At 62.2% G+C, this 24,562-nt stretch carries 24 protein-coding genes and 1 pseudogene; 8 read left to right on the top strand and 17 right to left on the bottom strand.

Features of this window, described 5'->3' with window-relative positions; genetic code table 11:
• Window positions 1–11: 11 nt before the first annotated feature.
• The 6 genes from LJE91_09910 to LJE91_09885 all read right to left on the bottom strand — a co-directional run bounded on the left by LJE91_09910 (window position 12) and on the right by LJE91_09885 (window position 9,080).
• Window positions 12–602, bottom strand: a complete 591-nt coding sequence (locus tag LJE91_09910; protein ID MCG6869017.1) for a DUF302 domain-containing protein — start codon at window positions 600–602, stop codon at window positions 12–14.
• A 437-nt stretch (window positions 603–1,039) separates the two neighbouring features.
• On the bottom strand, window positions 1,040–1,228 hold the full coding sequence (locus tag LJE91_09905; GenBank protein ID MCG6869016.1) for a hypothetical protein: 189 nt from the start codon (window positions 1,226–1,228) through the stop codon (window positions 1,040–1,042).
• The gene (locus LJE91_09900) at window positions 1,225–1,890 is read right to left on the bottom strand and encodes an AAA family ATPase (GenBank protein MCG6869015.1); all 666 of its coding nucleotides are present in this window, start codon (window positions 1,888–1,890) and stop codon (window positions 1,225–1,227) included. The genes LJE91_09905 and LJE91_09900 overlap by 4 nt, the downstream gene beginning before the upstream one ends.
• Before the next feature lie 1,024 nt (window positions 1,891–2,914).
• Window positions 2,915–4,000 (bottom strand): hypothetical protein, encoded by a 1,086-nt coding sequence (locus tag LJE91_09895; GenBank protein ID MCG6869014.1) that lies wholly within the window; start codon window positions 3,998–4,000, stop codon window positions 2,915–2,917.
• Complete coding sequence (locus LJE91_09890) at window positions 3,990–7,808, bottom strand: efflux RND transporter permease subunit (GenBank protein MCG6869013.1); 3,819 nt, start codon at window positions 7,806–7,808, stop codon at window positions 3,990–3,992. The genes LJE91_09895 and LJE91_09890 overlap by 11 nt, the downstream gene beginning before the upstream one ends.
• A gap of 123 nt (window positions 7,809–7,931) precedes the next feature.
• Window positions 7,932–9,080, bottom strand: coding sequence for an efflux RND transporter periplasmic adaptor subunit (locus LJE91_09885; protein MCG6869012.1), 1,149 nt, complete (start codon window positions 9,078–9,080; stop codon window positions 7,932–7,934).
• A gap of 384 nt (window positions 9,081–9,464) precedes the next feature.
• Between LJE91_09885 and rnd the strand changes: the two genes are divergently transcribed.
• Both rnd and LJE91_09875 read left to right on the top strand, forming a co-directional pair.
• On the top strand, window positions 9,465–10,673 hold the full coding sequence (gene rnd / locus LJE91_09880; GenBank protein MCG6869011.1) for a ribonuclease D: 1,209 nt from the start codon (window positions 9,465–9,467) through the stop codon (window positions 10,671–10,673).
• A gap of 188 nt (window positions 10,674–10,861) precedes the next feature.
• Window positions 10,862–11,098 carry a BolA/IbaG family iron-sulfur metabolism protein gene (locus tag LJE91_09875; protein MCG6869010.1) on the top strand — a complete coding sequence of 79 codons (237 nt, stop codon included), beginning with the start codon at window positions 10,862–10,864 and terminating at the stop codon, window positions 11,096–11,098.
• Between the two features lie 91 nt (window positions 11,099–11,189).
• On the opposite strand, the gene LJE91_09870 is transcribed toward LJE91_09875, so the two are convergent.
• Together LJE91_09870 and LJE91_09865 are read right to left on the bottom strand one after the other, a co-directional pair.
• Window positions 11,190–11,519 (bottom strand): cytochrome c, encoded by a 330-nt coding sequence (locus LJE91_09870; protein ID MCG6869009.1) that lies wholly within the window; start codon window positions 11,517–11,519, stop codon window positions 11,190–11,192.
• A gap of 16 nt (window positions 11,520–11,535) precedes the next feature.
• Window positions 11,536–11,865 (bottom strand): cytochrome c, encoded by a 330-nt coding sequence (locus LJE91_09865; GenBank protein ID MCG6869008.1) that lies wholly within the window; start codon window positions 11,863–11,865, stop codon window positions 11,536–11,538.
• A 457-nt stretch (window positions 11,866–12,322) separates the two neighbouring features.
• On the opposite strand from LJE91_09865, the gene LJE91_09860 reads away from it, so the two are divergent.
• Window positions 12,323–12,631, top strand: a complete 309-nt coding sequence (locus tag LJE91_09860; protein MCG6869007.1) for a general secretion pathway protein GspF — start codon at window positions 12,323–12,325, stop codon at window positions 12,629–12,631.
• 110 nt (window positions 12,632–12,741) lie between these two features.
• Here the strand turns inward: LJE91_09860 and LJE91_09855 are convergent, their stop codons facing one another.
• Complete coding sequence (locus LJE91_09855; GenBank protein MCG6869006.1) at window positions 12,742–13,362, bottom strand: DUF1461 domain-containing protein; 621 nt, start codon at window positions 13,360–13,362, stop codon at window positions 12,742–12,744.
• 77 nt (window positions 13,363–13,439) lie between these two features.
• Here LJE91_09855 and LJE91_09850 point away from each other — a divergent pair, with 77 nt between their 5' ends.
• Window positions 13,440–13,997, top strand: coding sequence for a hypothetical protein (locus tag LJE91_09850; protein ID MCG6869005.1), 558 nt, complete (start codon window positions 13,440–13,442; stop codon window positions 13,995–13,997).
• Window positions 13,998–14,055: 58 nt separating this feature from the next.
• Here the strand turns inward: LJE91_09850 and LJE91_09845 are convergent, their stop codons facing one another.
• Together LJE91_09845 and LJE91_09840 are read right to left on the bottom strand one after the other, a co-directional pair.
• Window positions 14,056–15,003 carry a hypothetical protein gene (locus LJE91_09845; GenBank protein ID MCG6869004.1) on the bottom strand — a complete coding sequence of 316 codons (948 nt, stop codon included), beginning with the start codon at window positions 15,001–15,003 and terminating at the stop codon, window positions 14,056–14,058.
• Window positions 15,000–15,926, bottom strand: coding sequence for a hypothetical protein (locus LJE91_09840; protein ID MCG6869003.1), 927 nt, complete (start codon window positions 15,924–15,926; stop codon window positions 15,000–15,002). Before LJE91_09840 ends, LJE91_09845 begins: the two co-directional genes overlap by 4 nt.
• Window positions 15,927–16,626: 700 nt before the next feature.
• Here LJE91_09840 and LJE91_09835 point away from each other — a divergent pair.
• From LJE91_09835 to LJE91_09825, 3 genes are read left to right on the top strand one after another with little or no spacing between them, the layout of a single operon-like run.
• Window positions 16,627–17,337: a VWA domain-containing protein gene (locus LJE91_09835; protein MCG6869002.1), complete on the top strand. Its 711-nt coding sequence runs from the start codon at window positions 16,627–16,629 to the stop codon at window positions 17,335–17,337.
• A gap of 57 nt (window positions 17,338–17,394) precedes the next feature.
• A complete protein-coding gene (locus LJE91_09830) occupies window positions 17,395–18,120 on the top strand; it encodes a molecular chaperone DnaJ (GenBank protein MCG6869001.1) in 726 nt (241 codons plus the stop codon).
• 21 nt (window positions 18,121–18,141) lie between these two features.
• Complete coding sequence (locus tag LJE91_09825) at window positions 18,142–18,309, top strand: hypothetical protein (protein MCG6869000.1); 168 nt, start codon at window positions 18,142–18,144, stop codon at window positions 18,307–18,309.
• Window positions 18,310–18,322: 13 nt separating this feature from the next.
• Here the strand turns inward: LJE91_09825 and LJE91_09820 are convergent, their stop codons facing one another.
• The 6 genes from LJE91_09820 to LJE91_09795 form a co-directional block, all read right to left on the bottom strand.
• On the bottom strand, window positions 18,323–18,571 hold the full coding sequence (locus tag LJE91_09820) for a TFIIB-type zinc finger domain-containing protein (protein ID MCG6868999.1): 249 nt from the start codon (window positions 18,569–18,571) through the stop codon (window positions 18,323–18,325).
• Window positions 18,572–20,317, bottom strand: a complete 1,746-nt coding sequence (locus LJE91_09815; protein MCG6868998.1) for an Hsp70 family protein — start codon at window positions 20,315–20,317, stop codon at window positions 18,572–18,574.
• Between the two features lie 8 nt (window positions 20,318–20,325).
• A complete protein-coding gene (locus tag LJE91_09810) occupies window positions 20,326–20,985 on the bottom strand; it encodes a nucleotide exchange factor GrpE (GenBank protein MCG6868997.1) in 660 nt (219 codons plus the stop codon).
• Complete coding sequence (locus tag LJE91_09805; GenBank protein ID MCG6868996.1) at window positions 20,982–21,287, bottom strand: J domain-containing protein; 306 nt, start codon at window positions 21,285–21,287, stop codon at window positions 20,982–20,984. Before LJE91_09805 ends, LJE91_09810 begins: the two co-directional genes overlap by 4 nt.
• A complete protein-coding gene (locus LJE91_09800; GenBank protein MCG6868995.1) occupies window positions 21,287–23,689 on the bottom strand; it encodes a hypothetical protein in 2,403 nt (800 codons plus the stop codon). The genes LJE91_09805 and LJE91_09800 overlap by 1 nt, the downstream gene beginning before the upstream one ends.
• Window positions 23,690–23,766: 77 nt before the next feature.
• The gene (locus LJE91_09795) at window positions 23,767–24,210 is read right to left on the bottom strand and encodes a PIN domain-containing protein (GenBank protein ID MCG6868994.1); all 444 of its coding nucleotides are present in this window, start codon (window positions 24,208–24,210) and stop codon (window positions 23,767–23,769) included.
• A 109-nt stretch (window positions 24,211–24,319) separates the two neighbouring features.
• On the opposite strand from LJE91_09795, the pseudogene LJE91_09790 reads away from it, so the two are divergent.
• Window positions 24,320–24,487 (top strand): annotated as a pseudogene (locus LJE91_09790) (molecular chaperone DnaJ).
• Window positions 24,488–24,562: the final 75 nt, after the last annotated feature.

Raw genomic sequence — 24,562 nt, 5'->3', positions numbered from 1 at the left:
CGGGCTCGAAGCTAGAAGTCGCCTTGCGCCCCGCGTTCCATGATCTCCCGAACGATCTCCTTGACCTTGATCGCCTCTTCCTTCAGTTCCGGCGGCAACGGCTTGCCGCCGTAGATCATGAGGTCCATGTTGAGTGTATAGAGCCAGAGCTGGCCGTCCGGATCCTCGATCAGTGTGATGCGGCAGGGAAGAAACGCGGAGAACGCGTCGCTGTAATCCAGCATCTTCGCGGCGGTCAGGGCATTGCAGAACATGTAGATCTTTACGAACCGGTAGTCCTTGCCACTCAGGGCGGACACTTCCTGATAGAGCGGGAGGTCTTCACCGACGTTCTTGAAATTGAGTTCGTTCGCGACCACTTTCAGGGACTGCTCCACGTCTTCGGGAGTCAGGCCGTCCGCCACCTTGAACTTCCAGATCATGGCTTCGGCGCCATTGCCCGTCTCTAGCAGTGTTTCGACGACCGGCGTGTACGCCGCCACCGCACCCTCGTCGAATTCGCGGATTCTCTGCACGTAGTGGCCGTACTGCACCCAGGCCCAGATCAGACCCGCGACCGCCAGCAGTCCGACGAGCGCCAGAAGGTTCCTGATAAATCCCATTGCGCGATGCCTCTCTTCGTTGATATTGAATTCGTATGGGCTGTTCAGCGTGCAGCGTTTTCACCTGAACGTATTCTTTGCTCGGGCCACGAGCGCCAAGTCGGTCTCGCGTTCCGACTGTGGCAGGCAAGGGGACTACTGGAAGACAACGGACTTGACCACAGGGAAATGTATTGCCCCGACACTGGTGTCCTGAACCGCCTCTGCCTGTCACTCACGACCGCACCCACCCATTGTCATGGCACGCGAGCGAATGATACACGTTCCGGCCAGCAACGGGTATCCGGTCACCCCACGGCGATGAAACCCGGCGCCCAGACGCGCCAAATCCGCCGCACGCGGGCCCATGACGGCGGACCCAGTCCATGCGGACACCTGGGAACTGGGAAGGATCTCAACCGCAACCGAAGTTCTGGCTCCGCCCACCAGGCGCAGGATTATGCGACCGGATGCAGCCAGTGACCGGACCGCTGGGACGTATGTCCGCCGGTTGCCTCCCCGCCTTCGGTAGCGTGGTCGAGGGTTCCAGGCAACCAGCCCTGCAGATTATCGAGATTGAACAGCCCGATGGCCACGGCACTCAATACGAGCACCAGCACGAGGTGCTTAAGTATCCAGCGGATCACCCTTTACCTCCCTTTCCCTTGGTTTTCGATGAGCCGCTACCATAAAGCTCCTCGGCGAGGCTGTAAATCTCCCTCGCCGCCTTGCTCATCGGCTGCATTTCGAAGACCGACAGACCCTCGCTGAAGGAACGCCGATATGCCGTTCGCTGGTGCAGCTTGGCCTTCAGGGGGGTAATACCCGGCAGCATTTCCAGCGCCTCGACGGTTTCCTCGGTTTCTCGCACGAAAACATGGGTGTCGGCTCTGTTAATGAATCCGAGGACCTCGGGCTGGGCGCCCCCACTCCCCCTGATCTCCCGGATCATCTTCAGAAACCGCTGGGTCGACCAGACATCCGCCTGACTCGGTGGTACGGGAACCACGATGCGGTCCGCAATCGCCAGGGCCTGACGCATCGACTCCATGTCGGAGGTCCCGACGTCAACCAGCGCCTCTACCCCTTCGAGAGAACCCGGGGAAAGATCCTGTAGGGAGTGGTCGAGCTCGATATCCGGGGTGTAGCCTTCCTCGCGGCGAATCTCGACGACATCGGTCAGCGTCAGTTGGGGATCGAGATCGAACAGCCTGACCTTGTGGCCCTTGATCGCCAGCCACACCGCCAGATTGAAATTGACCGTGCTCTTGCCGGTTCCACCCTTGAGACTGGCGATGGTGGTAATCATCGTCGGGGACCGCCTTCTACGGCGCTAGCAGAATCGGCGACCGTCTGGATGGGAGGCCTCGATACGTCGGACTCGACGTGGACAAAACAAGCGTGACGCGCGATCCGCAACCGACCGGTCATGGCTACGCAGCGTGAGTCCGCCAACGCCTCGTTCCGGCCGACTACGATCGACTGGCCATCGGGCGTGCGTGCCGCGAGGGCAGGGGTCACCAGACGGGAAGCATGCCGCTACCGGCACCGTAGAGCGGGAAGATCGGCGGCATCGGATTGCCAGTGCCACCATATGCGGGTGAATAGAACCCGGTTCCCGTATGCGGGACAAAGCCTCCTGTCCCGTATCCGGGATAACTCCCGGGAGGTAATGCACTCGGATAACCGGCGCCGGGCGCTGCCCTGCCCTGGCTGCGGCCCTCATATGGATCGTACTGTTCCGCGGGGTAGCCAAGGGATTCGGGAGTTGAAGTATAGCCTGTCCGCCCGCCGCTCGAGGCACCCACCCACGGGTTGTAGCCACGATCCGGCGAATAGGCGCCGTATCCCGGAATCGGTGGTTGATCGCCTTGCCGTTGCGACCAATCATCGTTTCCCCATGCCTGAGAATGCGTTACGCCACCAGTACCGACTAATTCAGCGTCGTATGGATCATTGAGATCGGATCGCGGTGCGCCCGCAGGCGGGTTTGGCTGCGGATAGGTCGCGACGCGTCCCTGCATGGCGGGGTACGCGGTGTCTGGATAGGTTCCCGCCCCCGACTGGCCAGATTGCGGGTACAGGCCGGCGCTTGACGACCTGATTGTCGCCGAATGGGGATAGGTACCCGCCACCGGCTGATACGGGACCCCATGGTCGCTGCGTGACAGGGATCGGGCCGGAGGCGGCTCACGGTCATCGTGATCATGACGCCCACCGATGACAGCAGCTATGAGTGCGCCGGCCAGTGCCGCACCGAATATGAAACTCGCTCTCATCACTCTCGACCCAATATTCCCTTCCCGTTCCACCAGCCCCTTCCACATCATCGATCACCGATTGCCGTAGTAGGGGAGCGGTGGATACTGGTCTGCGGACTGCGCGCCCTCACGCATCGCGGCACCCGGGGCACCCTCCGGTGTCCGCCAGGTTCCCGGCCAATGAGAGCCGTCATCCTGGCCAATTCCCCCCGTGCTCCACCTGCCGCCGGTCTCGTAACCGGGACTTCCTGCCTGTCGGCCCTGGTAGGGGCTATCGCCCCCGGGGGCCTCACTGCCGGCCGCAGCTCCGGACCGATATCCGGAGTAGCCGTCGCCCGCGACCGCCGGACGGCGGGACCAGGCCTCCGTCTGTTCCAGTCGCCTCGACGATCCGGCCTGGACGCCTTGCGGTGGAGGTCCCTGATAGCCTCTCGCCGGCTCGACGGGTCTTGGCCAGGTTTCCTCGCCCCGGCCGCCCGGCGCCTGATAACCCGCCGACCCACCAACAGGCGCCCAACTGCTTGCGTCGTCGCGCCGCGACTCTGCCCTTGGGTATGCTGCCCTTGGGTATGGCGACCCACGCCGGGGCTGGGCACGGTTCTCTGTCTGGGGCTGGGCACGGTTCTCTGTCCGGGCCCGGGCGGCGGCCTGCCCGCTGTAGTCAGGATACCGTTGGGCACGTCCGGGGGCCGGTTCTTCGCTCACAGCTCCCGTGGTCTGAGAGGTCTGTCCGGGGGGGGTGTCGGGTTTTCCGTCGGGGGCATAGTTCAGCGGCGGATAACCCATCTGCCGGGCGACGGAGTCGGGCACGGGACCTTCCAGCGGGGCTCGCTGGCGGGAGGTGATCTGGGGCACTGCGGCCGGAATTGCTTTCGCCATGGGATACACGGGAACCGGTGGGGTCGCGGCCTCGGCCGAATCCGCAAGATTTTCCGGATTCCGGTTACAGGCGAGGGTCACAAGGATGGCACCGCCCAGCGCCGAGGCAATCAGGACGGCAACCCTCGCACCAGCACTCTCGCCTTTGAATCGAAACCGATCGTTCATGATACCTGCCAGCAGACGACGCCCGTCGTGATACAAGCGAAACACACCATTCACCGCACGCCGCCCCTCACCGACGATCACGGCACAAGCCACCTCGGCCCTAGTGCTCATTGAGGTCCCCCTTGAGGCGAATGCCCCGCCTACCCTTCTTGGGGCTCGCCGTCCCCACAGGCACCTCATGGGAGACGCTCGAGTCCTCCCCGCTCACCTTTCCGGCAGGGGCAGGCACGGTCGTCTCCGCAGCCCGTTTATCTCCTCCCGCAGCTCGGACGGATCTAGCCTTCTTAGTCTGTATTCTAGCGCTCCCGGGCCGCTTTGCCCCGTCAGTACGACTCGGGGGAGATCCGGTCGGTGTGTCCGCGCCCTTCCCGGCGCTCGCCTCCGGCCTCGCGACGGTCGACAAACCCGCAGTTGCGTGCGTCCCGACGGCTGGCGCTTGTTTGCGTCCCAGACGCCCCGTCACCGCCCGGACTAGCCCGATCGATCCCTGAACCATTCCTTTAACTATCAGATACAAGTAAAGGCCGATAGTGTAAATAATCTGATAGACAAAATAAAAAAGAGTTCCAGAGATACTTCTTGAGGAGGCGGTCGCCGGGGTTCGCCCACCGGCAACGGCGGCGGCCTCGGGCGCCTCCGGCACCGCTACCTGGTCGCCACCGCCTTCGCCCGGCCCGCATACCGCGAACGATTTCTCCGCCGAGATACAGCCCAGGGGGATCACGAGCAGGGTCAGGAGGGTGGAGACCAGCACGCCGAACAGCAGCGAGATCGCCATTCCCTGGAAGATGGGATCGAACAGGATGACGCTGGAGCCCGCCACCAGGGCGAGCGCGGTAATGATGATGGGTCGGGTACGTGCCTTGCACGCGTTGATGACCGCTTCGACCACACCGACGCCGTCACTGACCTCGTGCTGGGTGAAATCGACCAGCAGGATGGAGTTTCTGACAATGATGCCCGCCAGGGCGATGAAGCCGATCATCGAGGTGGCCGTGAATTCCGCATTGAGCAGCCAATGACCGGGAATGATCCCGATCAGCGTCAGCGGGATCGGTGCCACCACGATCGCGGGCTGAATGAAGTTGCCGAATTCCCACACCACCAGCATGTAAATCAGGATCAGGGCCGCGCCGAAGGCAATACCCATGTCGCGGAAGGTTTCGTACGTCACTGTCCATTCGCCGGCCCACTCGAACCCCGATTCCCTGCTGTGCGCCGGTGGCCCGATGAAATGCCCGCTCATGACGACGCCGTCCGGCGTCGTATAGCCCTTCAGCAGTTCCTGTACCTGCAGGATCCCGTAGATCGGCGCCGCGTAGTAGCCAACGCCCTCCCCGGTCACATACTCGACGTGCCTCAGGTCCTTCATGTAGATCGGCTTGTCTTGCAGGGCTGATCGGAACTGCCCCAGTTCGGCGAGCGGTACGCTGCGACCCGACCCCGTCATGATAGGCAGCTGGCTCAGGCGAGAGAAATCCCCCCGTACCGCCAGGGGTAGCTGCAATACGATATGCGTCGGCTCGAGCAGGCTCTGGGTCTTGATGTCCCCGAGCGAGAACCCGCCCATCGCCATCTCCAGGGTGCGATTGATCTCCTCGACCGAAACCCCCAGCCGCAGGGCCTTTTCGCGATTCACCTCGAAATGCCATCGCTGGTTGTCTGCCTCCAGATAGTTGTCGACGTCGGCAATGCTCGGCGCCTCCTCGAAGAGCCGCGTCATCTCCAGGGCGACCTCTCGACGGATCTCCGGCGTCGGTCCATAGACCTCGGCAACCAGTGTCTGCAGGACGGGAGGTCCGGGCGGCATCTCGACCACCTGTATACGCCCGCCGGCCTCCGCCACCAGGGGCGCCAGGATCTCCCGTGCCTCGACCGCGATCTCGTGACTGGTGCGCTCGCGGTCATGCTTGTCGAGGAGCTGAACCTGCAGGTCCCCCATCCATGGCTTGTCACGCAGGTAGTAGTGCCGAACCAGGCCATTGAAGTTGTAGGGCGAGGCCGTGCCGACATAGGTCTGAATGGCGGTGACCTCGGGCAGCCTCCGCAGCGCCGTCGCCGCCCGGTTGGCCAGGTTCGCCGTGACCGGCAGGGCGGTCCCCTCCGGCATGTTGATGACCACATTGAACTCGGGCTTGTTGTCCAGCGGCAGCATCTTCACCCGCACGGCCTCGGTGTAGAACATGACGCAGCACAGAAAGAACACGACGACGATTGCGATCAGAAAACCAAACCCCAATGCCCGCCGCTCGACCAGGGGCACAATGGTCCTGTGGTAGAAGCCGCCCAGCCATTCTTTCTGTCGTACCTCCTTCTCCTCGGCCTTGTGCAGCTTCTCCATGCTGGGTTTCAACCGCATGGCGAGCCAGGGCGTGAAGATGAAAGCCGCAAACAGGGAAAACAGCATCGCGACCGAACCCAGAGCCGGGATCGGCTCCATGTAGGGGCCCATCATACCGCTGACGAAGCCCATCGGCAGCAGGGCGGCGATGACGGTGAAGGTAGCCAGAATGGTGGGGTTTCCGACCTCGCGCACCGCATCCACGGCGGTGGGCGTGTCCGAAATCCCCTTGATCAGCCAGCGGCGGTAGATGTTCTCCACGACCACGATGGCGTCGTCCACCAGGATACCGATGGAGAAGATCAGCGCGAAGAGACTCACCCTGTCGATGGTGTAGCCCAGCACCCAGGCGCTGAACACCGTCACCAGGATCACCACGGGGATCACGATAACCACGACCATGGCGGCGCGCAGCCCCAGGAACAGCAACACCAGGACGGCCACGGCGGCGGTGGCGATGAACAGCTTGAAGATCAGTTCGTTGACCTTGTCGCTGGCGGTCTGACCGTAGTTTCGGGTTACGCTGACCACGACGTTGTCCGGGATGATCCGCCCTTTCAGATACTCGACCTTCTGAAGGATATCGTTCGCCACGATGACGCCGTTCGAGCCCTTCTTCTTGGCGACGGCGATCGTGACCGCGGACTCACCGTTGGCCATATGATCGAGCGGGTAGGCCGACCCGGTGTAGTAACGCACCATCGAGTGGGTCTCGCTGGGTCCCCAGATCACATCAGCCACATCCCTGACATACACCGGTCGGCCCTTGTTCACGCTGAGGACCAGTTGCTCGATATCCGTCTGGTTGTGCAGGAAGGCGCCGGTATACAGATTCAGAGTGGTGCCGCCGTATTCCACGTCACCGACGCCACGCTCGCTATTCGCGGTCTGGATGGTGTTGGCGATCTGGCCGAGGGTGATGCCGAAGCCCTCCAGCTTGTCCGGCTTGACCTCGATGCGGACCTGCTCCGAGCGCCCGCGCACCACGAATCCCTGACTGGTATTGGGCTCCTCGTTCAGGCGTTGCAGAACATCCAGTGCGACGAGATTCAGGGTGGCGTCGTCGACCTGATTCGACCACAGCGTCAGGGTGACGATCGGGACGTCGTCGACACTCTTGGGCTTGACCAGCGGGGGAGAGACCCCGGGCGGGATCTTGTCCGTATTGGATTCAAGCTTGTCGTAGAGCTTGACAAGCGAGGCCTCCATATCCTCCCCGACCTCGAACTGCACGGTCACCATGGCGCCACCCCGCATCGAAGCGGAATAGACGTGTTTGACGCCGGTGATTTCGCTCATGATCCGCTGCAGTGGGTCCGCGACCAGGCTGGCCACTTGCTTGGCGGACGCACCGGGATACTGGACGAAGATGTCCACCATGGGGACGGAAATCTGCGGGTCTTCCTGCCGGGGCGTCATCAGCAGTCCCAGCACCCCGATGGCGAGGGACGCGATCAGAAGCAACGGAGTCAGCGGGGAGTGGATGAACGACTTCGCCATACTCCCGGCGACACCGAGACCCTCATGGCGCCGGGACGATTTGTCCTTGTGTTCCCCGGGGGGATCAGAAGTCACCATAATCCGTCAGTTGGCCTTTTTGCTCGACGACCGATCGATTCACCGCAATCGCAGCGACTGGCTGGTCCTTGTTGTAGTTATTTGTCCCAGACATCATCGAAGCACCCTGGCCGGACCCCTATCTCAATAGGCGTTAGGTGCGCCTGGCATCCACCCCGAGGAGACACCGGGCGGCGGATTGTCGATCACGCGTTCTCCGGGGCGCAAACCCCCCAGGATGGTCACATGATCGCGCCCCACGCCCGAACCCAAACGAACCAGACGCAGTTCGGATGTATTCATGTCCCTGACCACGAGCACACCCGGCAGGCTGCCTGCCTGGATCAAGGCCGAGCGGGGAATCACGACCGTCGGTTCCTGCGGAGCGGAGCCGTCGGGGACCATGACCTCGGCGTACATGCCCGGGCCACCCGGCACACTCATGGGCAGATCGAACTTCACCGTGACCGTATGCTGTGAGGGATCCGCGAGGGGATAGATCTGTGAGACGCGTGCGTCGACACGACTGCGCGCAGTATCCAGGTAGGCGGGCACGAACATACCGATGCGCAAGTACTGCGCCAGGCTGGCCGGCACCTCGGCCTGAATCCGCAGGTACTTCACGTGCCCGAAATTTACCAAGGGTATCCCGGGTTGCACGGTGTCTCCCACCTCGATCTGCTTCTGCAGGATCACCCCATCGAAAGGTGCGATGCTGCGGGCATCGCGAATCGCCGCATCGATTTCCTCGAGCTGACTCTGCGCCTGCAGGAGCGCCGCCTGGGCCTGGTTGACGCCGGTGGCGGAACGATAGATGTCGGCATGCCGCTGGATACCCGTGTTGCTGCCGATGCCCATGAAATTCGCCATGTTCCGGGTGAACATCTGGTCGAACATGTTGGGGACGCCCATGCCGGGCGTCGAATCCACGCTGCGACTCTGCGGTGCGTACAGTTCCCTTCCGTACTGCACATAGGTATTGCGAAGCGCCGCATCGGCATTGGCCAGTTGCGCCATGACCGACTTGCGCTTGGCCAGCAGGTCGTCATCCTCGATGGCAACCAGGGTGTCCCCGGCCTTGAACCGGTCACCAACCTCGCCCGCGATGAACTCGACTCTGCCCGGAATCTGCGCCGATAACGTGACCTCCTTGTAAGGAATCACGGTGCCGCCCAGGACCGCCTTTCCCTGCAGTTGTATGGTGTCGACGGAGATGATCTCCGCCGCACCGGCCAGGGTTCCCGCGGTCAGAATCGATATGTACAGAGAAGAAATGAATCTGTGAAAGCTCACGCCTGGTGCTCCACCGCCTTGTGATTGTTGTTCGATTGGCATCGTGCTGCCCGGGAAAGGGCTGCGCGAATATACAGCACCGGTCGACTGTGGATCGCGGGTCGGTCGCAGCACCTCTTCCGGACCGGTGTCGCACCCGGCCTTTGCAAGCGATGCCCTGCCTCGCTACGGTTGTCCCTGGCACTTGAACCGTGGAGAACGGAACGCGCAAGAAAGGAAAATTTCGAGCAGGATGAATTGACCATCTCGCACCCCTGGTACGGCGATTTCCTTACGTTCCCCAGCCCGCAAACCCGTAATGCAAATCGCAGTTGTTGCGCTGTGTCAGCGGAAAATTATTTTTATGTCACATCCTGAAAGTCTAATATATCACAACGATTTTTGTTGAACGATAGTTCCCGCACCCCAAACGGCATGGTTTCCCTGAACGAAAATTACCGGCTGATCGAGACGACCGGGGACCTGGAACAGGCCGCACGCGACCTGTCCGGGGAGGCATGGATCTGCCTGGACACCGAGTTCGTGCGCGTAAAAACGTACTTCCCGAAGCTGTGCCTGCTGCAGATCGGGACAATGGAGCAGATCTGGTGCATCGATGCCATCACCTGCCCGTCCCTGGAACCGATCGTGCCGGTTCTGTTCGACCCGAAGACGGTCAAGGTATTTCACAGCGCTCAACAGGACCTCGAAGTGCTGCAACAGTTTTTCGGTCGCGTCCCGGCGCCCCTGTTCGATACGCAGGTCGCCGCGGCGGCCCTGGGTTTGGGAGAGCAGATCAGCTATCGGGAACTCGTCGTGAAATGCTGCAGGGTGGAACTGGACAAGTCGCACACCCGCACCGACTGGTCCAGGCGACCGTTGAGCCCGGCGCAATTGCGGTACGCCGCGGACGATGTAGCCTACCTTTGCAGGACCTATTCCTGGCTTCGGAAAGACCTGAGCGCCAGGCAGCGGCTGGGATGGCTGGAAGAGGATTTCTCCGGGATCGTCAGCGCGCAGGAATCAGGGAATCCCGTGGAAGACGCCTGGCTCAAGGTACGCGGACACAACGCATTGTCCCGCAGGGAACTCGCAGCCCTCAAGTCCCTGGCAACCTGGCGGGAATCCGTGGCCCGGGAGCGCAACAGACCACGACGCTGGATCCTTTCGGACGAATCGCTCCTAGCACTTTCACGCCTCGAAAAGACAACGATCGAAAAGCTGGCCGGGGTTTCCGGCATCAACGACCGGGTCATCGGACGTCACGGCAAGCGGATCGTGAACCTGCTGCAGGCGGCGAGGCAACTTGCCCCGGATGAATTACCCGAGACAGGCGACAACAATAGACCCTCGGTCGAGGAGAGCTCGCTGTACGACGGGCTGATGAAACTGATCCGAAGCCTGGCAGACGAGCAGCAGATGTCTCCGGGTTTTCTCGCCACACGCGCGGACGTCGTTCGTTTACTGCGTGGCAAACCCGGTAGCCGGCTCGAGGCGGGTTGGCGCGCGGACCTCACACGGGATCGTGTCCGGGCCTATCTGGCGACGACACTGGGGAGATGTCCTGAATGCTCGAAGGGGACGCAGGTAACGCCGACAGCGGCATCCCGATGAGTTCGCCGAATCCGCGTCGAATCCCCCACGATCGCCTTGACAATCGGTTACCCCAGCCCCCGAAGGACCAAAGGTGACAGGGAAACGTTTACTGCGAACAGTCATTATGAGCGTTTCCGGTCCTCACCGGATACGCACCCGCGTTGCAGGCGCATGAATTGGTACACGAAAATCGAGAGTAAAGCAGCATGAATCCGGACAGTATCAAACAACTAATCGAGAAAGGTATCGCCGACTCCGAGGCGCACGTCAGTGGCGACGAAGGCAAGTTTGAGGCGACCGTCGTCAGCCCGGCGTTCGAGGGGATGTCCGCGGTGAAAAGACACCAGACCGTCTACGCAACACTCCAGGCGCAGATCGCCAGTGGCGAACTGCACGCCCTGACAATCAAGGCGTATACGCCTAAAGAATGGAAATCGCGATAGGCCCATTTCCGCAGTGATTCCATCAAACCATCGACAGACGCAGGCGCCAGCGGGCCTGCGTCTGAATGCGAAAGTCAACCGGCGTTCAGGGTTATTCGATATCGATAGCGATCAGACCCTTCTGCTCGGCGAAGTACGCAGCAAGGTTTTCCATGTCCGCATCGCTAAGCGCGGCGACCTGGGCCACCATGATCGGGTTGGTCCTTGCGCCGGACCTGTATTCCTTGAGCGCCTGAAGCAGGTAATCTTCATACTGTCCCGCCAGTCTCGGAAAATTTGCCGTCGGGGCATTTCCGTCGGCTCCGTGGCAGGCTGCGCAGGCAGCCGATTTTTCCTTTCCGGCGGTCGGGTCACCTGCGAAGGCTGTATTTATGGCCAGCAGGGCCAGCAACCCCGCAAGGGCGATATTGAGATGTTTCATTGGTAATTTCCCGCGGTCATTGGTCCTTGAAAGAGGCGAAATAGGCACCGATGTCCGCCATGTCCTGATCAGAGAGACTGGTGGCCTGCGCTCGCATGGTGAGATGATTTCTTCCCCCCGACTTGTACTCCTTCAAGGCAGCCACGATGTAGTCCGCGTGCTGGCCGCCGACTTTGGGCACATGGTAGGTCGGATACACGTTCGTGTACGACTGTATGCCATGGCAACCCATGCAGGTCGCGGCCAGGAAACGGCCCTTACTGGCATCTCCGGCGGCCATGGCGGACGCCGAAAATCCAACTGCCGCAATCACACCGCACAACAATGCGGCCATTTGTCGATTCATCTATAGTACCTCCTGAGGTAGGGACGGGTTTGCTCCATACAGAAAACTGACGATCGTGTCCGGGGAGACGCGAATCCGACCCGGGGCAGCAGCCGGCCTCATCACGCGGCCTGGGTACTACGAGCAGGTCGCCCAGTGCTGCCTGGCCCGGTCCAGCGCGGGCGCAATAGTATATACGCATAATCGCGGCGAGGCGGAATCAATAGCACTTATGCGTGCATTAAGGCGATTGCCGGAAAATGGCATACCAGATCGCGCCGGATTTTCGTTTGTCATCAAGGCGTGACAACAGGCGCATAGTCAACCTATGCAACGGTTGTCGCAACGCAGAGGACGGACGACAAAGACAAGCAGGATGGTATGTCATTTGACAGATATCGCCTAAGGAAACGCCGAGCGACCAAGCGAGACGGCTGCAGCACGCGGAGCACGGCAACGCCCACGGGAGGCCCACGAGATGATACGAGCCAGAACCATGCAGGAGTACCGGGATCTCATCCAGCAGGCCCTGTTCGAGACCGCCGACCTGCGGGCGTCCGCAGAGTTCGACGAGGAGTACATGGGAGACTCGATGAAGTTTACCGACCCGCTCGAGGCCGCGTTGCGGTACCTCGAACGTGAAGTCGCACAGGACACCTACGATTTCGGTGGCGAGGACCTGCCTTTCATGCCAATCGTCGTCGCAACCGCACCCTCCGTGCTCCCTTTTCGTCAATTGCTGATCCGCATCAACGACACCCACCGCAACGGTCTGGAAGCCGAGTAGGCCGATCTCGCCGCGATGCGCGAGGAATGGCGGGCGCCGGAGAGATTCAGCAGCGGCAATCGGACCGGGCGACCGGTCCGATCAGGCGGGTCGCCCCCGATGTCACGTGTTCAGGGATTTCCAACCCCGCTGGAGGATGCGAATCTCCGGCAACCCAACACCAGGAAAACGTTGAGCAGCACGGTCAGCAAGATCAGCAGGAGGATCGTGTATCTGAAATAGGTGCGTGGCGTGAGATACCAGGTCAGGTCCTTGGGGTTGGTCCGCCACAGTTCGTTGTCGAACAGCAACGGGTGAAAGACCTCCATCCAGAAGGTCTTGAAGAACGGCAGGACGACGACGAGCGAGACGACGATCCCGGCATTCACCAGACCGTAACGCCGTATCAGCCGGCAATTCGCCGTGACCGCCAGCACGACGATCGCGACGATCGACACGAGGGACATCCGGTCATAGATAACCCGCACCTCGGCCAGGTGCAGTTTTTCCTTGGTCGACCAGCGGTTCACGAGGTCACCCTGATGGCGAAAATAGGCGGTCAGTTCGCTGACGCCGGCAGAAATCACCGCTTCACCCACGACGGCGCAGCGCCCATTCCAGACGCAGCTCGTGTGGTACCAGAAGGGAAGGTAGATGACGTAAGCCAGGGGAAGCCAGATCGTGAGGTACAATAGCGAAAAGAACAGGCCGACGCGGCGCAACGGTTCCCTGAATCTTTCAATTCCTAGCATGTCTCAATCGCACGGGTTAGCGGCACATTCGCCCCGGTGACATCCCACTACAGACAGCCTCATCCGGAGATCCAAACATGCCCCTCAGCGCAAGTATCCTGGCAGCGGCATCGTTGCTTCTGACCGCCTGCGCCAGCCAGGCTGTCAAGGACGTGAGTTCGCCACATTTTGTTCCGCCCATTCATTCCACGCTGACACTGAACAAGACGATCGAAATTCCACCCCATCAGCTCAGTGTTTCCATCCAGAACGGGGTCGTCTACCCGACGGGCGCGGTCGACGAGTATGCGCCCAACTGCAGGTTACGTGTCAAGCACCTCAAGGATACCGGGCAAACCATCGAACCGGGTACCTTCGACATTATCGCCGTTGCACGGCGAGTGGACATCATCCCCATTGGCGAGATCGGCGGTGCACGGCTGGCCGGACCGGCGATGACGCTTGCCTCCGGCGGAGGCGACGAGGGCCCGACCGATGAGATGTACAAGACACTGATGGCGCTGCGCCCTTCCACGCAGTCCCTGGCGACAAAACTGGTCTGTCAGCAACTCGACGACCCCGGTCTGGGAGAGCATGTCTCTTTTCTTGAGATGCAGACCACGCTGCGCCCGATCGCGGACCTCGAACTGCCGTAGCCAACCCTGTTGGCCGGCACTGCCCTCGGGTACGGAAATGCAAAGGGCGCGCCGAAGCCTAAGGAACCCCGTAGTAATCGTATCGGTTCAGTAGCGTCTTGGTGAAATTCCAGGCCTCGCTGTAGGATAATCCGCTGTCTTCGGGTATGACGATCTTGACATAGAGCTTGTCACCGTATTGCGCCTTGAGGCGTCCCAGGCGCCGCTCCAGCTGTTCGCGGTTGACCGGCGTCAACGTTGCCGACCGATCGACCTCTCGATAGCTTATTTTCGGCTTACCGCCCGACTTGACGAAGCGGACCTCCACGACGTGCTTGCCCTGAGCCGTTCGTGCGGGTCTGACGAGCTTGTCGTATTGCACCTTCAGCCGGTCGTACTCTCCCTGAATGTCGGCCAGCTGTCGGGTCGCACCCTCATCGGCCTGGCGCAGGCGCACCAGTTCGTCGGCCTGCGTCCGGTTTTCTCGCATTTGCGTGTCGAGCTCCTCGAGTGTCGAGCGCAACCGCGCCTCCTGGCGGCCGTGGACCTCGCGGAGGCTCGCGAGCTGCTCGTTGACCAGCCTGAACTGCTCCTCTAGCGACTCGATCCGGCGCTGCGACGACACCTTGAAATCCGACAGTTGCCGTCGCTCCGCGTCGACGGCGGCCAGTTGTGCGTCCTTCTTCGAGAGCTGCTTGAGATTTTCCTCGTTTTCCTCGCGGACCTGCATGAGCCACATACGCATGACCGAGATCTGGTGCTCCGCCTGGGCGAGTTGCTCCTCCAGCGTGATGTTTGCCTTGGTGGCCGATTGGACCTGAGCCGAGGCCTCCCGTTCGGCGACGATCGTCGCACGCAGTTCGGCGACCAGCTCCCAGTTGCGGAGGATCAATACGGTGCTGGCGAGCAGGAAGATCATCACGATCACCGTCATGATGTCTGTGAACGAAGGCCAGAAACTCTCGTTGCCGTCGGCGGTGGCGTCGATGTTCGCCCGAAGGTCGACGAACCCGTCGCCGATACTCATTCCGCAGCCTCCGGCAGACGGAAGCCCTCGCGCAGGTGCCGTCTGATCTTACCGACGTCGCGGGTCACCATCAGGGCCGAATCGCGAAGCTGGGCAATGACGTCGCGCAACTGCTCGCCGGCCTGGGCGAAATCGATCTGCGAGGTCTGCATGGTCCTGGCGGTCTCCCGCAAGGCCATCACCAGCTGGCCAACCTGATGTACCAGACCTTCAGGATCGTGGTTCAGCATCGGCATCAGATAGACGGTGGTGGCTTGTTCCACGCCGCTGAGAAGATAGGTCTGGGCATCGGTCAGCTTCAGATAGAAGTAGCCATAGAAGAGGTAGCAGATGATCGCGGTCATGGTCGTGGAGAGCGCCGTGGCCATGCCGTGAATGACGAGGTTCATGTTACCGAGATCATCCGCGGACTCCAGCAGAGCCGACGCCCCGAGCAACGCAATCGAGAGCGAGACGATGGTGCCGAACACACCGGTCAGGATGAGGATATTGCTGATGAACTTCGGGAAACTGGTGCGCGTGCTCTCCGCGGCGACGAGCATCGAGGCCAGGGCGGCGTGGTTCACCGGGGCGTGCTGGCTGCTGATCTTCATGACCGTCGCATAACGCTGAAAGACGATCGAGTAGGGCGGGATCCCCTCGGTCGGCTTGAGACCGCCCTCCTCCATGTGCCGCACGAATTTAGCCAGCCAGGCCTCCTCCCTAGCGTAGCGCAGCAGGTTGTCGGCGATCCGGGCGATGCCCAGGAAGAACAGCAGGGCGATACCGCTATTGATGATCATGCCGGTGACGGTCAGCTGATCGCCGAAATAGAAGTTGTAGATGAATTCCCAGTTCAGGGCGATAGCGACCGCAACCACGGCCCCGAGCAGTCCCAGCCGGATCAGGACGTTTCGGCTGAAATTGCGCTTGATATTGGTCATCCGTTCTCTCCTTGCGTAGGCGGCATGCCCGGGCCACCCGGCGGTTTGGTTCTTGTATTTCGCCCTGCCCGCCCTATGCCGGGCGAGCGATTCGGATTATCGCAGATACGGCACATCCCGCGCCGGCGGCCTGTCGAGGAAGGGGTTTGCGCGACCCGGCGGACCGCCAAACCGCAACCGCCCGACGCCGGCTAGTATTCGCGCTCCGGTTCCGGGACCTGAACCCGGTCCGCGCCCAAGGACCGCCAGGGGTTCGTGCGTCGCTGATTTTGCCTGGACAATTCGGGTTGTGAAGCGCGTACCGCGTCTTCATAGTCCCGCGACACCGGGGACATGAGCATTACCGCGGATCGCCGCGGTATCGGGAACCCTGCCGGGGCCGGCATCCCGATCGGCCAGCCGACGGGACCGACAGAAGGGGAACGCATGCCACCGCCTCCACGCCCGCTCATACAGAAAAAGAACCCGTGTGCGGGCCCCGCAGCGAACGACCCGACAAGGAGGCAGAGCAGCGTCAAGTGACACAGCTTTCGCGCTGACATAACGACAGCCCTCGGCACACCGGCCCGCGTGGCGTGTCGGCCCGTCGAGACTCGCGAGTCTCGATCCCGGGCTTACGCCGAAGCGAACACCAATGGGATAGAATATAGACCCAACGCCGCGCGGCTGCGCGGATCTCCCGTCCAGGCCCGGCAACCCAATGGCAGGCAGCAAACTCCCCGCGAGGTCCTCCCGTTCCGAGATCGATGGCTTCATCGATTCGGTCAACCGCAGCCCGAATGTCAGGCCGGCGGGCCACGGAGGCCGGTTGATCTTCGCCATGGACGCCACAGCCAGCCGCCAGCCCACCTGGGACCAGGCATCACATATCCAGGCGAGGATGTTCGAGGAAACCGCGTCGCTGGGCGGGCTTTCGGTGCAGCTTGTATATTATCGGGGCTATTCGGAGTGTCGTGCCTCACGCTGGCACCGGGACAAGGACGGTCTTCTCGGAGCCCTCGGCGCGGTCAGTTGCGTAGGCGGCTATACGCAGATCGGCAAGGTCCTGAAGCACGCCGTCGCCGAGGCACGACGACAACGCGTCGACGCCCTGGTATTTGTGGGAGACTGCGTCGAGGAGGACGCGGATGCGCTTTGCGATCGTGCCGGAGAACTCGGCCTTCTGGGAGTGCCGGCATTCATGTTCCACGAGGGTGACGACCGGCGGGCCCGCGGGGTCTTCGAGCAGATCGCGCGTCTCACCGGTGGCGCGTGCTGCCGTTTCGATTCCGGGAGCCCGAACGAATTGCGCGACCTGCTGAGCGCTGTCGCCGTCTACGCCAGCGGCGGACGCCACGCACTGGAGGATTTCTCACGGCAGCGGGCCGGCATCACCAAACACCTGGTACGACAGATTGAGAACAAGTCCTGACCCCGCTGTCGAAGGCACTCCGCGCCCGAGCACGGCCGGCGACGCCTGAGACCCGTCATGCGCCTGCTGGTTTTCCTGGCCGCGGCCATCATCGTCTTCGTGTTCCTGCGCTGGATCGCACGCCAACCGCCCGCGACCCGTTTTCAGTTCATCGCCGTCGCCGTCGGTCTCGGCCTGGTCCTGGCGGTAGCCACCGGCCGCCTCAGCTGGATCGCGGCGGTGATCGGGGCAACGTTGCCGTTCCTGCGCCGGATCGTGGGCCTGCTGAGTTTTCTACCGCTGGCGAGCCGCCTGTATCGCCAGCACGGTCAGGGATCCGCGTCGCAGCAGGACGGTACGGGTGGATCGGGGAGGATTTCCAAGGTCCGCACCCGTTTCCTGAGCATGACCCTGGATCACGACAGCGGCGAGATCGACGGGGTGATCGTCAGCGGGTCTCATCAGGACCGCCGGCTGGGCGAGCTGAACCGCGGGGTGCTGACGGCGCTGTTCGACGAGTACCAGGTCTCGGACGAGGAATCCGCCTCGCTGCTCGCCGCCTATCTAGACAAGCGGTTCGGGGAGGACTGGCGTTCGGAACCGGCCTCCGGTGCCGCGAATACCGGCGGCAGCGAGATGACCCGCGAACAGGCCTGGGAGGTCCTGGGGCTCGAGCCCGGCGCCGGACGCGAGGAGATCATCGATGCCCACCGGCGCCTGATGCAGAAGCTGCACCCGGACCGCGGCGGTTCCAACTATCTCGCGGCGAGGGTCAACCTGGCCAAGGACATCCTGCTGGGCTGAACAGAAAGGTCCGGGGTCATCGTGGTCGAATCCGGCTCATTCCGCGACCGGCGCAAGCAGCGTGGCGTCGCTGACGGGGACCCGTCGGTGGTCTTGCTCACGCCACCCGTCGGGGTAGAGAGCGTCGCGGCGCCGATATCCGGTTCGACACCGAAAAAGGTCCCGCCGATGAGCGCGCCCCAGGAGTGACCGACGAACCGTATCAGCACCCCAGGCTCTTGCGTATAAACCCGAGTAGGGCCCGGGTCAGCGGGTCGGTCTTCAGTTTCGACGCCTGTTCCAGGGCCTTGGCGGCCTCGGCGGGCTCGAGGGTGGTAAACCGGGTCACTGCCAGGCGCGTCAGCGACTCCGCCCGTTGTTCTATCGCGATGGGTTGCGACAGGTCGGTCCCGCAGCGCCGGCACTCCGTTTTTCCGTCCAGGCGCGCACGGCAGACCGGGCAGCGCTCCATTCAGGATTCCAGATAAAAGATCAGTTCGGAGAGATTTTCCGATGCGTGCCGGAAACCTTCCGACTCCGGGGCATTCATGGTGTCCTTGACGCCCTCGATCAGGTCGACGAGGTCCTCGCGATCTTCATCGTCCGCCTTGTCGATGAGCCGCTCGGCCTTTTCGATCAGGGCCCTGGTCTGCACGACGTGACGGTGGTGCGTGGAATCGTCCACGTCCGTGACCGCGGCCTCGCCTTCGAAGAGTTCACCGATTCGGGCCTTGGCCTGCTCGAGCTGCTCCGCCTCAAAACGGGCGATGGCATTATCGATGGTGATACTCTTTTCCAGGCCAGTACTCTTTTCCCTGGAGCGGACATGCAGAATCCCGTCGAGATCGAGCGAGAACGTGGTGACGATCGCGTTTCCTTGCGGGACGTCTTCGAGTCCCTCGATAAGGAATCGGCCAATTTCGGTATTGTTGAGGGCGTCGTCGTCCTCTCCCTGGTACACCATGACCTCCACGGTGGTCTGCCCGTCGAAGGCGGTGTAGAAAACATCGCTCTTCGAGGTCGGGATGGCGCTGTTCTTCCTGATCAGGGGAACGAATTTATAGGGGTAGATTTCGCCCCTCCACTCACCCAGCGCACTGGTACCGAAGGTGTACGGCGTCACGTCCACCAAGACGCTGGAAACCGAGTCGCCCGCTATCACGCCTCCCTGGATGGCGGCGCCGGAGGCAACGCAGAGGTCCGCGTCAACCTCGCCGCGGGGTTGCAGACCCAGCTCCGCTTCCAGACGTCGTCGAACCAGCGGGGTACGCGTGGCGCCGCCGACGAGGAGAATCTCGTCCAGTTGTGAAACGCTCATACCGGCGCCTTTCAGGGCGGTATGCGTGGCCTGCAGTGTCTCGTCGATGTACGGATTGATCATCTCCTCGTACTCCTCTCGCGACAGTTCCAGGGAGAGATGAACCGGGTCCCCTTGCCTTTCGAGCAGGTACTCCTCTTCCAGCATGGCATAAGGGTTGTCCGTCAAGGTGATCTTGGCGGTCTCCGCGGCGCGCCAGATGCGCGCCATGGCCTGCAGGGATTCGGTGGGATCGACCCGGTGTTTCTCTTCGAGGTGGGCCAGGACGCGATCGACGATTTTCTGGTCGAAGTCATCCCCACCCAGATGGTTGTTGCCGTGACTGGCGAGCACCTCGACGACGTCGTTTTCCATGCGAACGACGGACACGTCGAAGGTCCCGCCGCCCAGATCGTAGACCAGGATGTGTCGCTGGCCCTGGACGCCGACCTCATAGGCCAACGCCGCGGCCGTGGGTTCGTTGATGATGCGTACGACTTCCAGTCCGGCGATCTCGCCCGCGTCACGCGTGGCCTGACGCTGGGCATCGGAGAAATAGGCCGGTACGGTGATGACGGCCCTGCCAACCGCGGTCCCGAGACGGGATTCCGCTTCCTCTTTCAGGCGCCTCAAGATCATCGCGGAGATCTCTTGCGGGGCGTATTCCTGAGACCCCATGGAGATTCTCTGGTCGCTGCCCATGCTGCGCTTGATGGAGCGCACCGTTCGTTCCGGGTAGAGGGTGAACTGATTGCGCGCAGACTCACCGACCAGCAGGGCGCCGTCGTCCGCCAGACCGACGACGGAGGGGAGCAGCCTGGAGCCGTTGTCGATCTCAAGTACCTCTACCCGCCCGTCACGGACCAGGGCGACCTCCGAGTTGGTGGTGCCCAGGTCGATACCGACAATGATTTCGTTCATGGTTTCATTCATGTCCTGGTTTCATGCTTGTTGACGATGACTTCGGCCAGCCGCAGTACCTGCTCGCCGCGCAGGAAGCCCTGGCGGACTTCCTCCAGGACCACGCCGCTATCCCGGTCCTTGCGCGACTCGATCGCGGTCACGGTCATGGTTTGTGGATCCACGGGTTTCCCAACCGGGTCCATGGCCCGGACCTGATAGCCGTGCAGCACGCCATCCAGACGGCGCAGACTGATTTCCAGACCCTCGTCCATGCTGGCGATAAAACGCTTCGTCTTGCGTTTGCCGATCGAGCCCGGTTTGAAAACTCTCAGACCGACCAGCGTCGCCCGCAACCGGTCCCGCAGCTCGAGGATAGCCAGCAAAAGCGGCCGCTCCGCGGCCTGCCGTGTCTCGTCTTCCTCCTGGCGGCGGCGCGAGAGTTCGGTGCTGAGCTGGTGATTGTTCTGGCGCAGACCCTCGATCAACTCCCCGGCGACATCCAGGGCCTGTTTGACCTGCCGCGACTCCAGCTTCACCTCGGTCTTCAGGGCCGCCAGTTCGGTAAACAGGGTATAGAGATCGATGGCCTCGGCGTCGGACGGCGATTCACCGAGATCGATGTCGCCGACGTCGAGGTATCGGCGAAACCGCTCGACGAGTTGTTCCTTAAGCGTCGCTTCCGTCACCGTTTGTCCGCCGCGCCCCCAAGGATCTCACAAAACAGCTCGATGTCGGGGCGACTCCGCTGCCCGCTCTCGGTCAACTGCTCCAGTATCTCTGCGGGGGTCGGCATGTCGGTGTTGAACAGCACATATGCGAGCCGCGACTTCTTCGTCTTGAGGGTCTCGTAGGCGTCGCAGACAGCTTGAAACCGCTCGGGCTCGCGTTCCGCGGGATGGCGCCGGATCGCGGTCAGATAGGCCTGACGGATGACTTCGTCGGTGGCGTCGTCCCGCGCCACGCCGAGCGTCAGATAGGGATCTTGCATCAGAACAGCTCGAATTGGTCCGTGTTGATCTTGCGGCGTTTCTTGCGCGAACCGCGGCGGCGTTTCGGGGCAATCGGTTCGGGGAAGATGTCCGCCGGGTCGCCACCGGCAATCCCGGCCAGCAGCATGGCCTCGAGCGCACGGCGCGCCTCCGTTGGCCCCAGCTCACGCTTCAACTCTTCGATCTCCGGGGGGCCGGGCATGTTCATGGCCATGTCGATGAGCCTTTCGAGATCCGCGGATTCAGGCAGACCTTCTGGGAAACCCGGATCCTCCGGGCCCGCGAAGGGCGTGCCGGCCCCCAGCAGTTCCGCGATGCGATGGGCGCTGCGTTCGTCGCCGTCCTCGCGCGCCCGCTCGAAGGCCTTGTCAAGCGTCTCGAACTCCCGGCGTGACAAGGCGATGAAGCCCTCATGAGCTGCATCGACACGATGAAAAACGAAAGCGGGGGATCCCGGCCAGCGTTTCAGGGCGGCCCTGGCATATATCGAACGCAGGTCCCCGAGATCCGCGCGAAGCCACGTCTCGCAGATCAGCTCCATCTCGCCGGGAGTAAAGTCCTGGCAGGCGGCCCGTTTCAACGGCTTGATCATGCTTCCCAGCGCGTAGCCGAGGTGGTAGTCGTCCTCGCCGGACAGCTCGTTCAGCGTGTGCGCCAGCGCCAGCACTTGGTCCCTGGACGGTTTCCGCGGCGGCTTGGGGAGCCTCGCCGCCTTGACGAACGTATCCGGGTGACGGTCGAATCGCTGCGCCTCCAGGTGCAGGTGCAAGCGCCCGACCAACCCGCCGCCGGTGCGTTCGAAACCCGAGAAAAACCGCTCTCGTGCGATGTCCGCGGCGCCGCTGTCCATTTCCAGGACCCCGCGCAGGCTATCGATTCGACCCTTGACGAGCTCCGTGCGGGCCCAGTTCGCCGCCTCGTCCAGCTCCTTGTGCGCCAATGCATGCTTGCCCTGCCCAATCTGCTTGCGGGCATGCGATAGATGGGAATCGACGAGGATATCCCGCACCCTTGCGTTGATGGGATCGTGGTCCAGGACCTGGCGCGCAAAGCGGGCGGCCTTCTTGAAGGCCCCCCCGGCGATCGCGGTCTCCACCGCCTCGGTCAGCACCGCGACGTCCCGTGGATAGCGCGCAAGGGCGATATCCAGCACACGGCGTGCGTACTTCAGTTCTCCGACAGAGCGGTAATGGTGGATCAGCCTCAGGTGGGTCTGTAAATCTTCCGGATCCAGAAGCAGACTGAGTTCCAGCGCCTTCGCGGTTGTGGGGTCGAACGATTCGGTCCGCAGCCAGCGATCGGCCGAATGACGCAACACCATCGCCCCGGGCAACGCGGCCTCTGTTCCCGGATTGCTGGTCTTGAGGTCCAACGCCTGAAACGCGTCTCTCCAGGTATTGAAGATGTCGTGGGGTGAATCCCCGTACTCTTCGAGATGCAGGGCCTGGATGCGATGCCGATGGAACTCGGGCATCTTGCCGAACGACCTGTTGTAGCGCCCTCGCTCGCCGGGCTCATGAACCAGCAAGCGCATGGCGGCTTGGCGGACCCAGTCGCCTTCGAGTGCTTCGCGGTGACGCAACAGGAAACCCATCATTGCACGCGGGCCGGGGTGTTCCCCGAGTTGCTGCAGTTCCTGTATCCGCTTGGCCTGTTGCGGGGACCAGCCCCTCAACGCGATCGCGAATCGCCGCTGCGCCGGCTTCAGCTCTCCGAATCGGCGCATGAAGTCGAGCCTGGGCAGTCGAGCGGCCCTTATGGCGTCACAGACCCCGCGAAACGGTGACTCGCTGTCGATGCGCTCCAGCAGGCGGTCCGCGTCCTCCGAATCCGTCTCGAACCGTATCAACGCCTTCAGGATCTGCCGCAGGTCTCGATAGGGTGAGCGGAAGGGGATGGACTTCAGTTTCGCCTCGACCGTGGCGTCATCGCCCAGGCAATAAGCCCGCAGTGCGGCCTGGGCGGCGGGATGATCCCGCACGACGGGGTCGTCGTCGGGGAAGTGCGTCAGCACCGCGTCCCTTCCGGTCAGGGCCTGAGTAGCCGCCAGGGCGCGCAATTCGGGGAGATAACATTGAAACTCCGGATCATCGGGGTGATCCGAAAGAACGCCGATTGCCGCATCGACCCGCCCGGCCTTCATCAGCAGCTCGACGTAGGCGGGTTCTTCGAGGGACCTGCCGCAATGCTCCGCGTGATTTTGCCAGATCGCGAGGGCCTCCCTGACCATTCCCTTGTCCGCTAGTTCTCGGGCGCGTCCGGCGTAGGCCGTCGAAAGCGCCTCAAGCCACGGTTCGCGGCGTTCGCGTTGCAGAAGATCCTTGAAAGCGGCAATCGCTTCCTTGAACCGCCGGTTTTCCAGGAGGATTGCTCCGTGGGCCTCCAGTTCCGCGGTGGACAAGGGAGACTGACACTTTCGGCTGGCGCCTCTCGGGGGCTTGTTTTTCCGTCGTTTCCGCTTCACTTCGGGGCTCTTGATTAATCGCGCCTCCAGGCCGTCGGCGGGGATATATCGTCGTCAGTGCTCAGCAATTGCGTCTTCAGGCCCGGAACGCCTTGAACTGCAATTCCTAAGATGTGCTGGAAGTGCTTCGCGTTTCCTGGTGTCAACATGAGGTTGTTTTCTACCGCCGTCGCGGCGATGATCGCGTCCCCGGCGCGAAGGCCGAATGATAGCGCATAAGTGTCGACATATGCCATGGCGCGATGCCCGATGTTCGGGGTGAACGGCAGTATCGGTATTCCCACCTCATAGAAGAAATCCCTGATAATGCGTTGTTGGCTCTTGTTCCTCGCATAGTGCATGAACTCCAGATACGTCTGCACCGATATGGCGGACGAGTCGGTTCGGGTAATGCGTTTGAGCGCCTTTGGGTTTCCGCGCTGAATCCAGATCAGAAAATCGGGATCGAACAGCACCATTGCGGTTTTCCCGCGGGTCGTTTCTGGCCGCCCACCTCGACAAGCGCTTCGGGGCGGACTGGCGCTCGGAGCACGCGTCCAGCGCGACGAACTCTGTGGCGGCAGCGGGATGACCCGCGAACAGGCCTGGGAGGTCCTGGGGCTCGAGCCCGGCGCCGGACGCGAGGGGATCATCGATGCCCACCGGCGCCTGATGCGGAAGCTGCACCCGGACCGCGGCGGTTCCAACTATCTCGCGGCGAGGGTCAACCTGGCCAAGGGCATCCTGCTGGGCTGAACGGAAAGATCCCTGGTCATCGTGGTCGAGTCCGGCTCATTCCGCGACCGGCGCGAGCAGCGTGGCGTCGCTGAC

The sequence above is a fragment of the Gammaproteobacteria bacterium genome (assembly GCA_022340215.1).
GTDB lineage: Bacteria > Pseudomonadota > Gammaproteobacteria > JAJDOJ01 > JAJDOJ01 > JAJDOJ01.
This window is presented reverse-complemented; position numbering and strand designations above follow the sequence as displayed.

Coding starts and splice junctions, on each gene's coding strand:
- LJE91_09910 (MCG6869017.1), bottom strand. CDS start 602: ATGGGATTTATCAGGAACCTTCTGGCGCTCGTCGGACTGCTGGCGGTC.
- LJE91_09900 (MCG6869015.1), bottom strand. CDS start 1,890: ATGATTACCACCATCGCCAGTCTCAAGGGTGGAACCGGCAAGAGCACG.
- LJE91_09895 (MCG6869014.1), bottom strand. CDS start 4,000: ATGAGCACTAGGGCCGAGGTGGCTTGTGCCGTGATCGTCGGTGAGGGG.
- LJE91_09890 (MCG6869013.1), bottom strand. CDS start 7,808: ATGGTGACTTCTGATCCCCCCGGGGAACACAAGGACAAATCGTCCCGG.
- LJE91_09875 (MCG6869010.1), top strand. CDS start 10,862: ATGAATCCGGACAGTATCAAACAACTAATCGAGAAAGGTATCGCCGAC.
- LJE91_09870 (MCG6869009.1), bottom strand. CDS start 11,519: ATGAAACATCTCAATATCGCCCTTGCGGGGTTGCTGGCCCTGCTGGCC.
- LJE91_09865 (MCG6869008.1), bottom strand. CDS start 11,865: ATGAATCGACAAATGGCCGCATTGTTGTGCGGTGTGATTGCGGCAGTT.
- LJE91_09860 (MCG6869007.1), top strand. CDS start 12,323: ATGATACGAGCCAGAACCATGCAGGAGTACCGGGATCTCATCCAGCAG.
- LJE91_09855 (MCG6869006.1), bottom strand. CDS start 13,362: ATGCTAGGAATTGAAAGATTCAGGGAACCGTTGCGCCGCGTCGGCCTG.
- LJE91_09850 (MCG6869005.1), top strand. CDS start 13,440: ATGCCCCTCAGCGCAAGTATCCTGGCAGCGGCATCGTTGCTTCTGACC.
- LJE91_09845 (MCG6869004.1), bottom strand. CDS start 15,003: ATGAGTATCGGCGACGGGTTCGTCGACCTTCGGGCGAACATCGACGCC.
- LJE91_09840 (MCG6869003.1), bottom strand. CDS start 15,926: ATGACCAATATCAAGCGCAATTTCAGCCGAAACGTCCTGATCCGGCTG.
- LJE91_09835 (MCG6869002.1), top strand. CDS start 16,627: ATGGCAGGCAGCAAACTCCCCGCGAGGTCCTCCCGTTCCGAGATCGAT.
- LJE91_09830 (MCG6869001.1), top strand. CDS start 17,395: ATGCGCCTGCTGGTTTTCCTGGCCGCGGCCATCATCGTCTTCGTGTTC.
- LJE91_09820 (MCG6868999.1), bottom strand. CDS start 18,571: ATGGAGCGCTGCCCGGTCTGCCGTGCGCGCCTGGACGGAAAAACGGAG.
- LJE91_09815 (MCG6868998.1), bottom strand. CDS start 20,317: ATGAACGAAATCATTGTCGGTATCGACCTGGGCACCACCAACTCGGAG.
- LJE91_09805 (MCG6868996.1), bottom strand. CDS start 21,287: ATGCAAGATCCCTATCTGACGCTCGGCGTGGCGCGGGACGACGCCACC.
- LJE91_09795 (MCG6868994.1), bottom strand. CDS start 24,210: ATGGTGCTGTTCGATCCCGATTTTCTGATCTGGATTCAGCGCGGAAAC.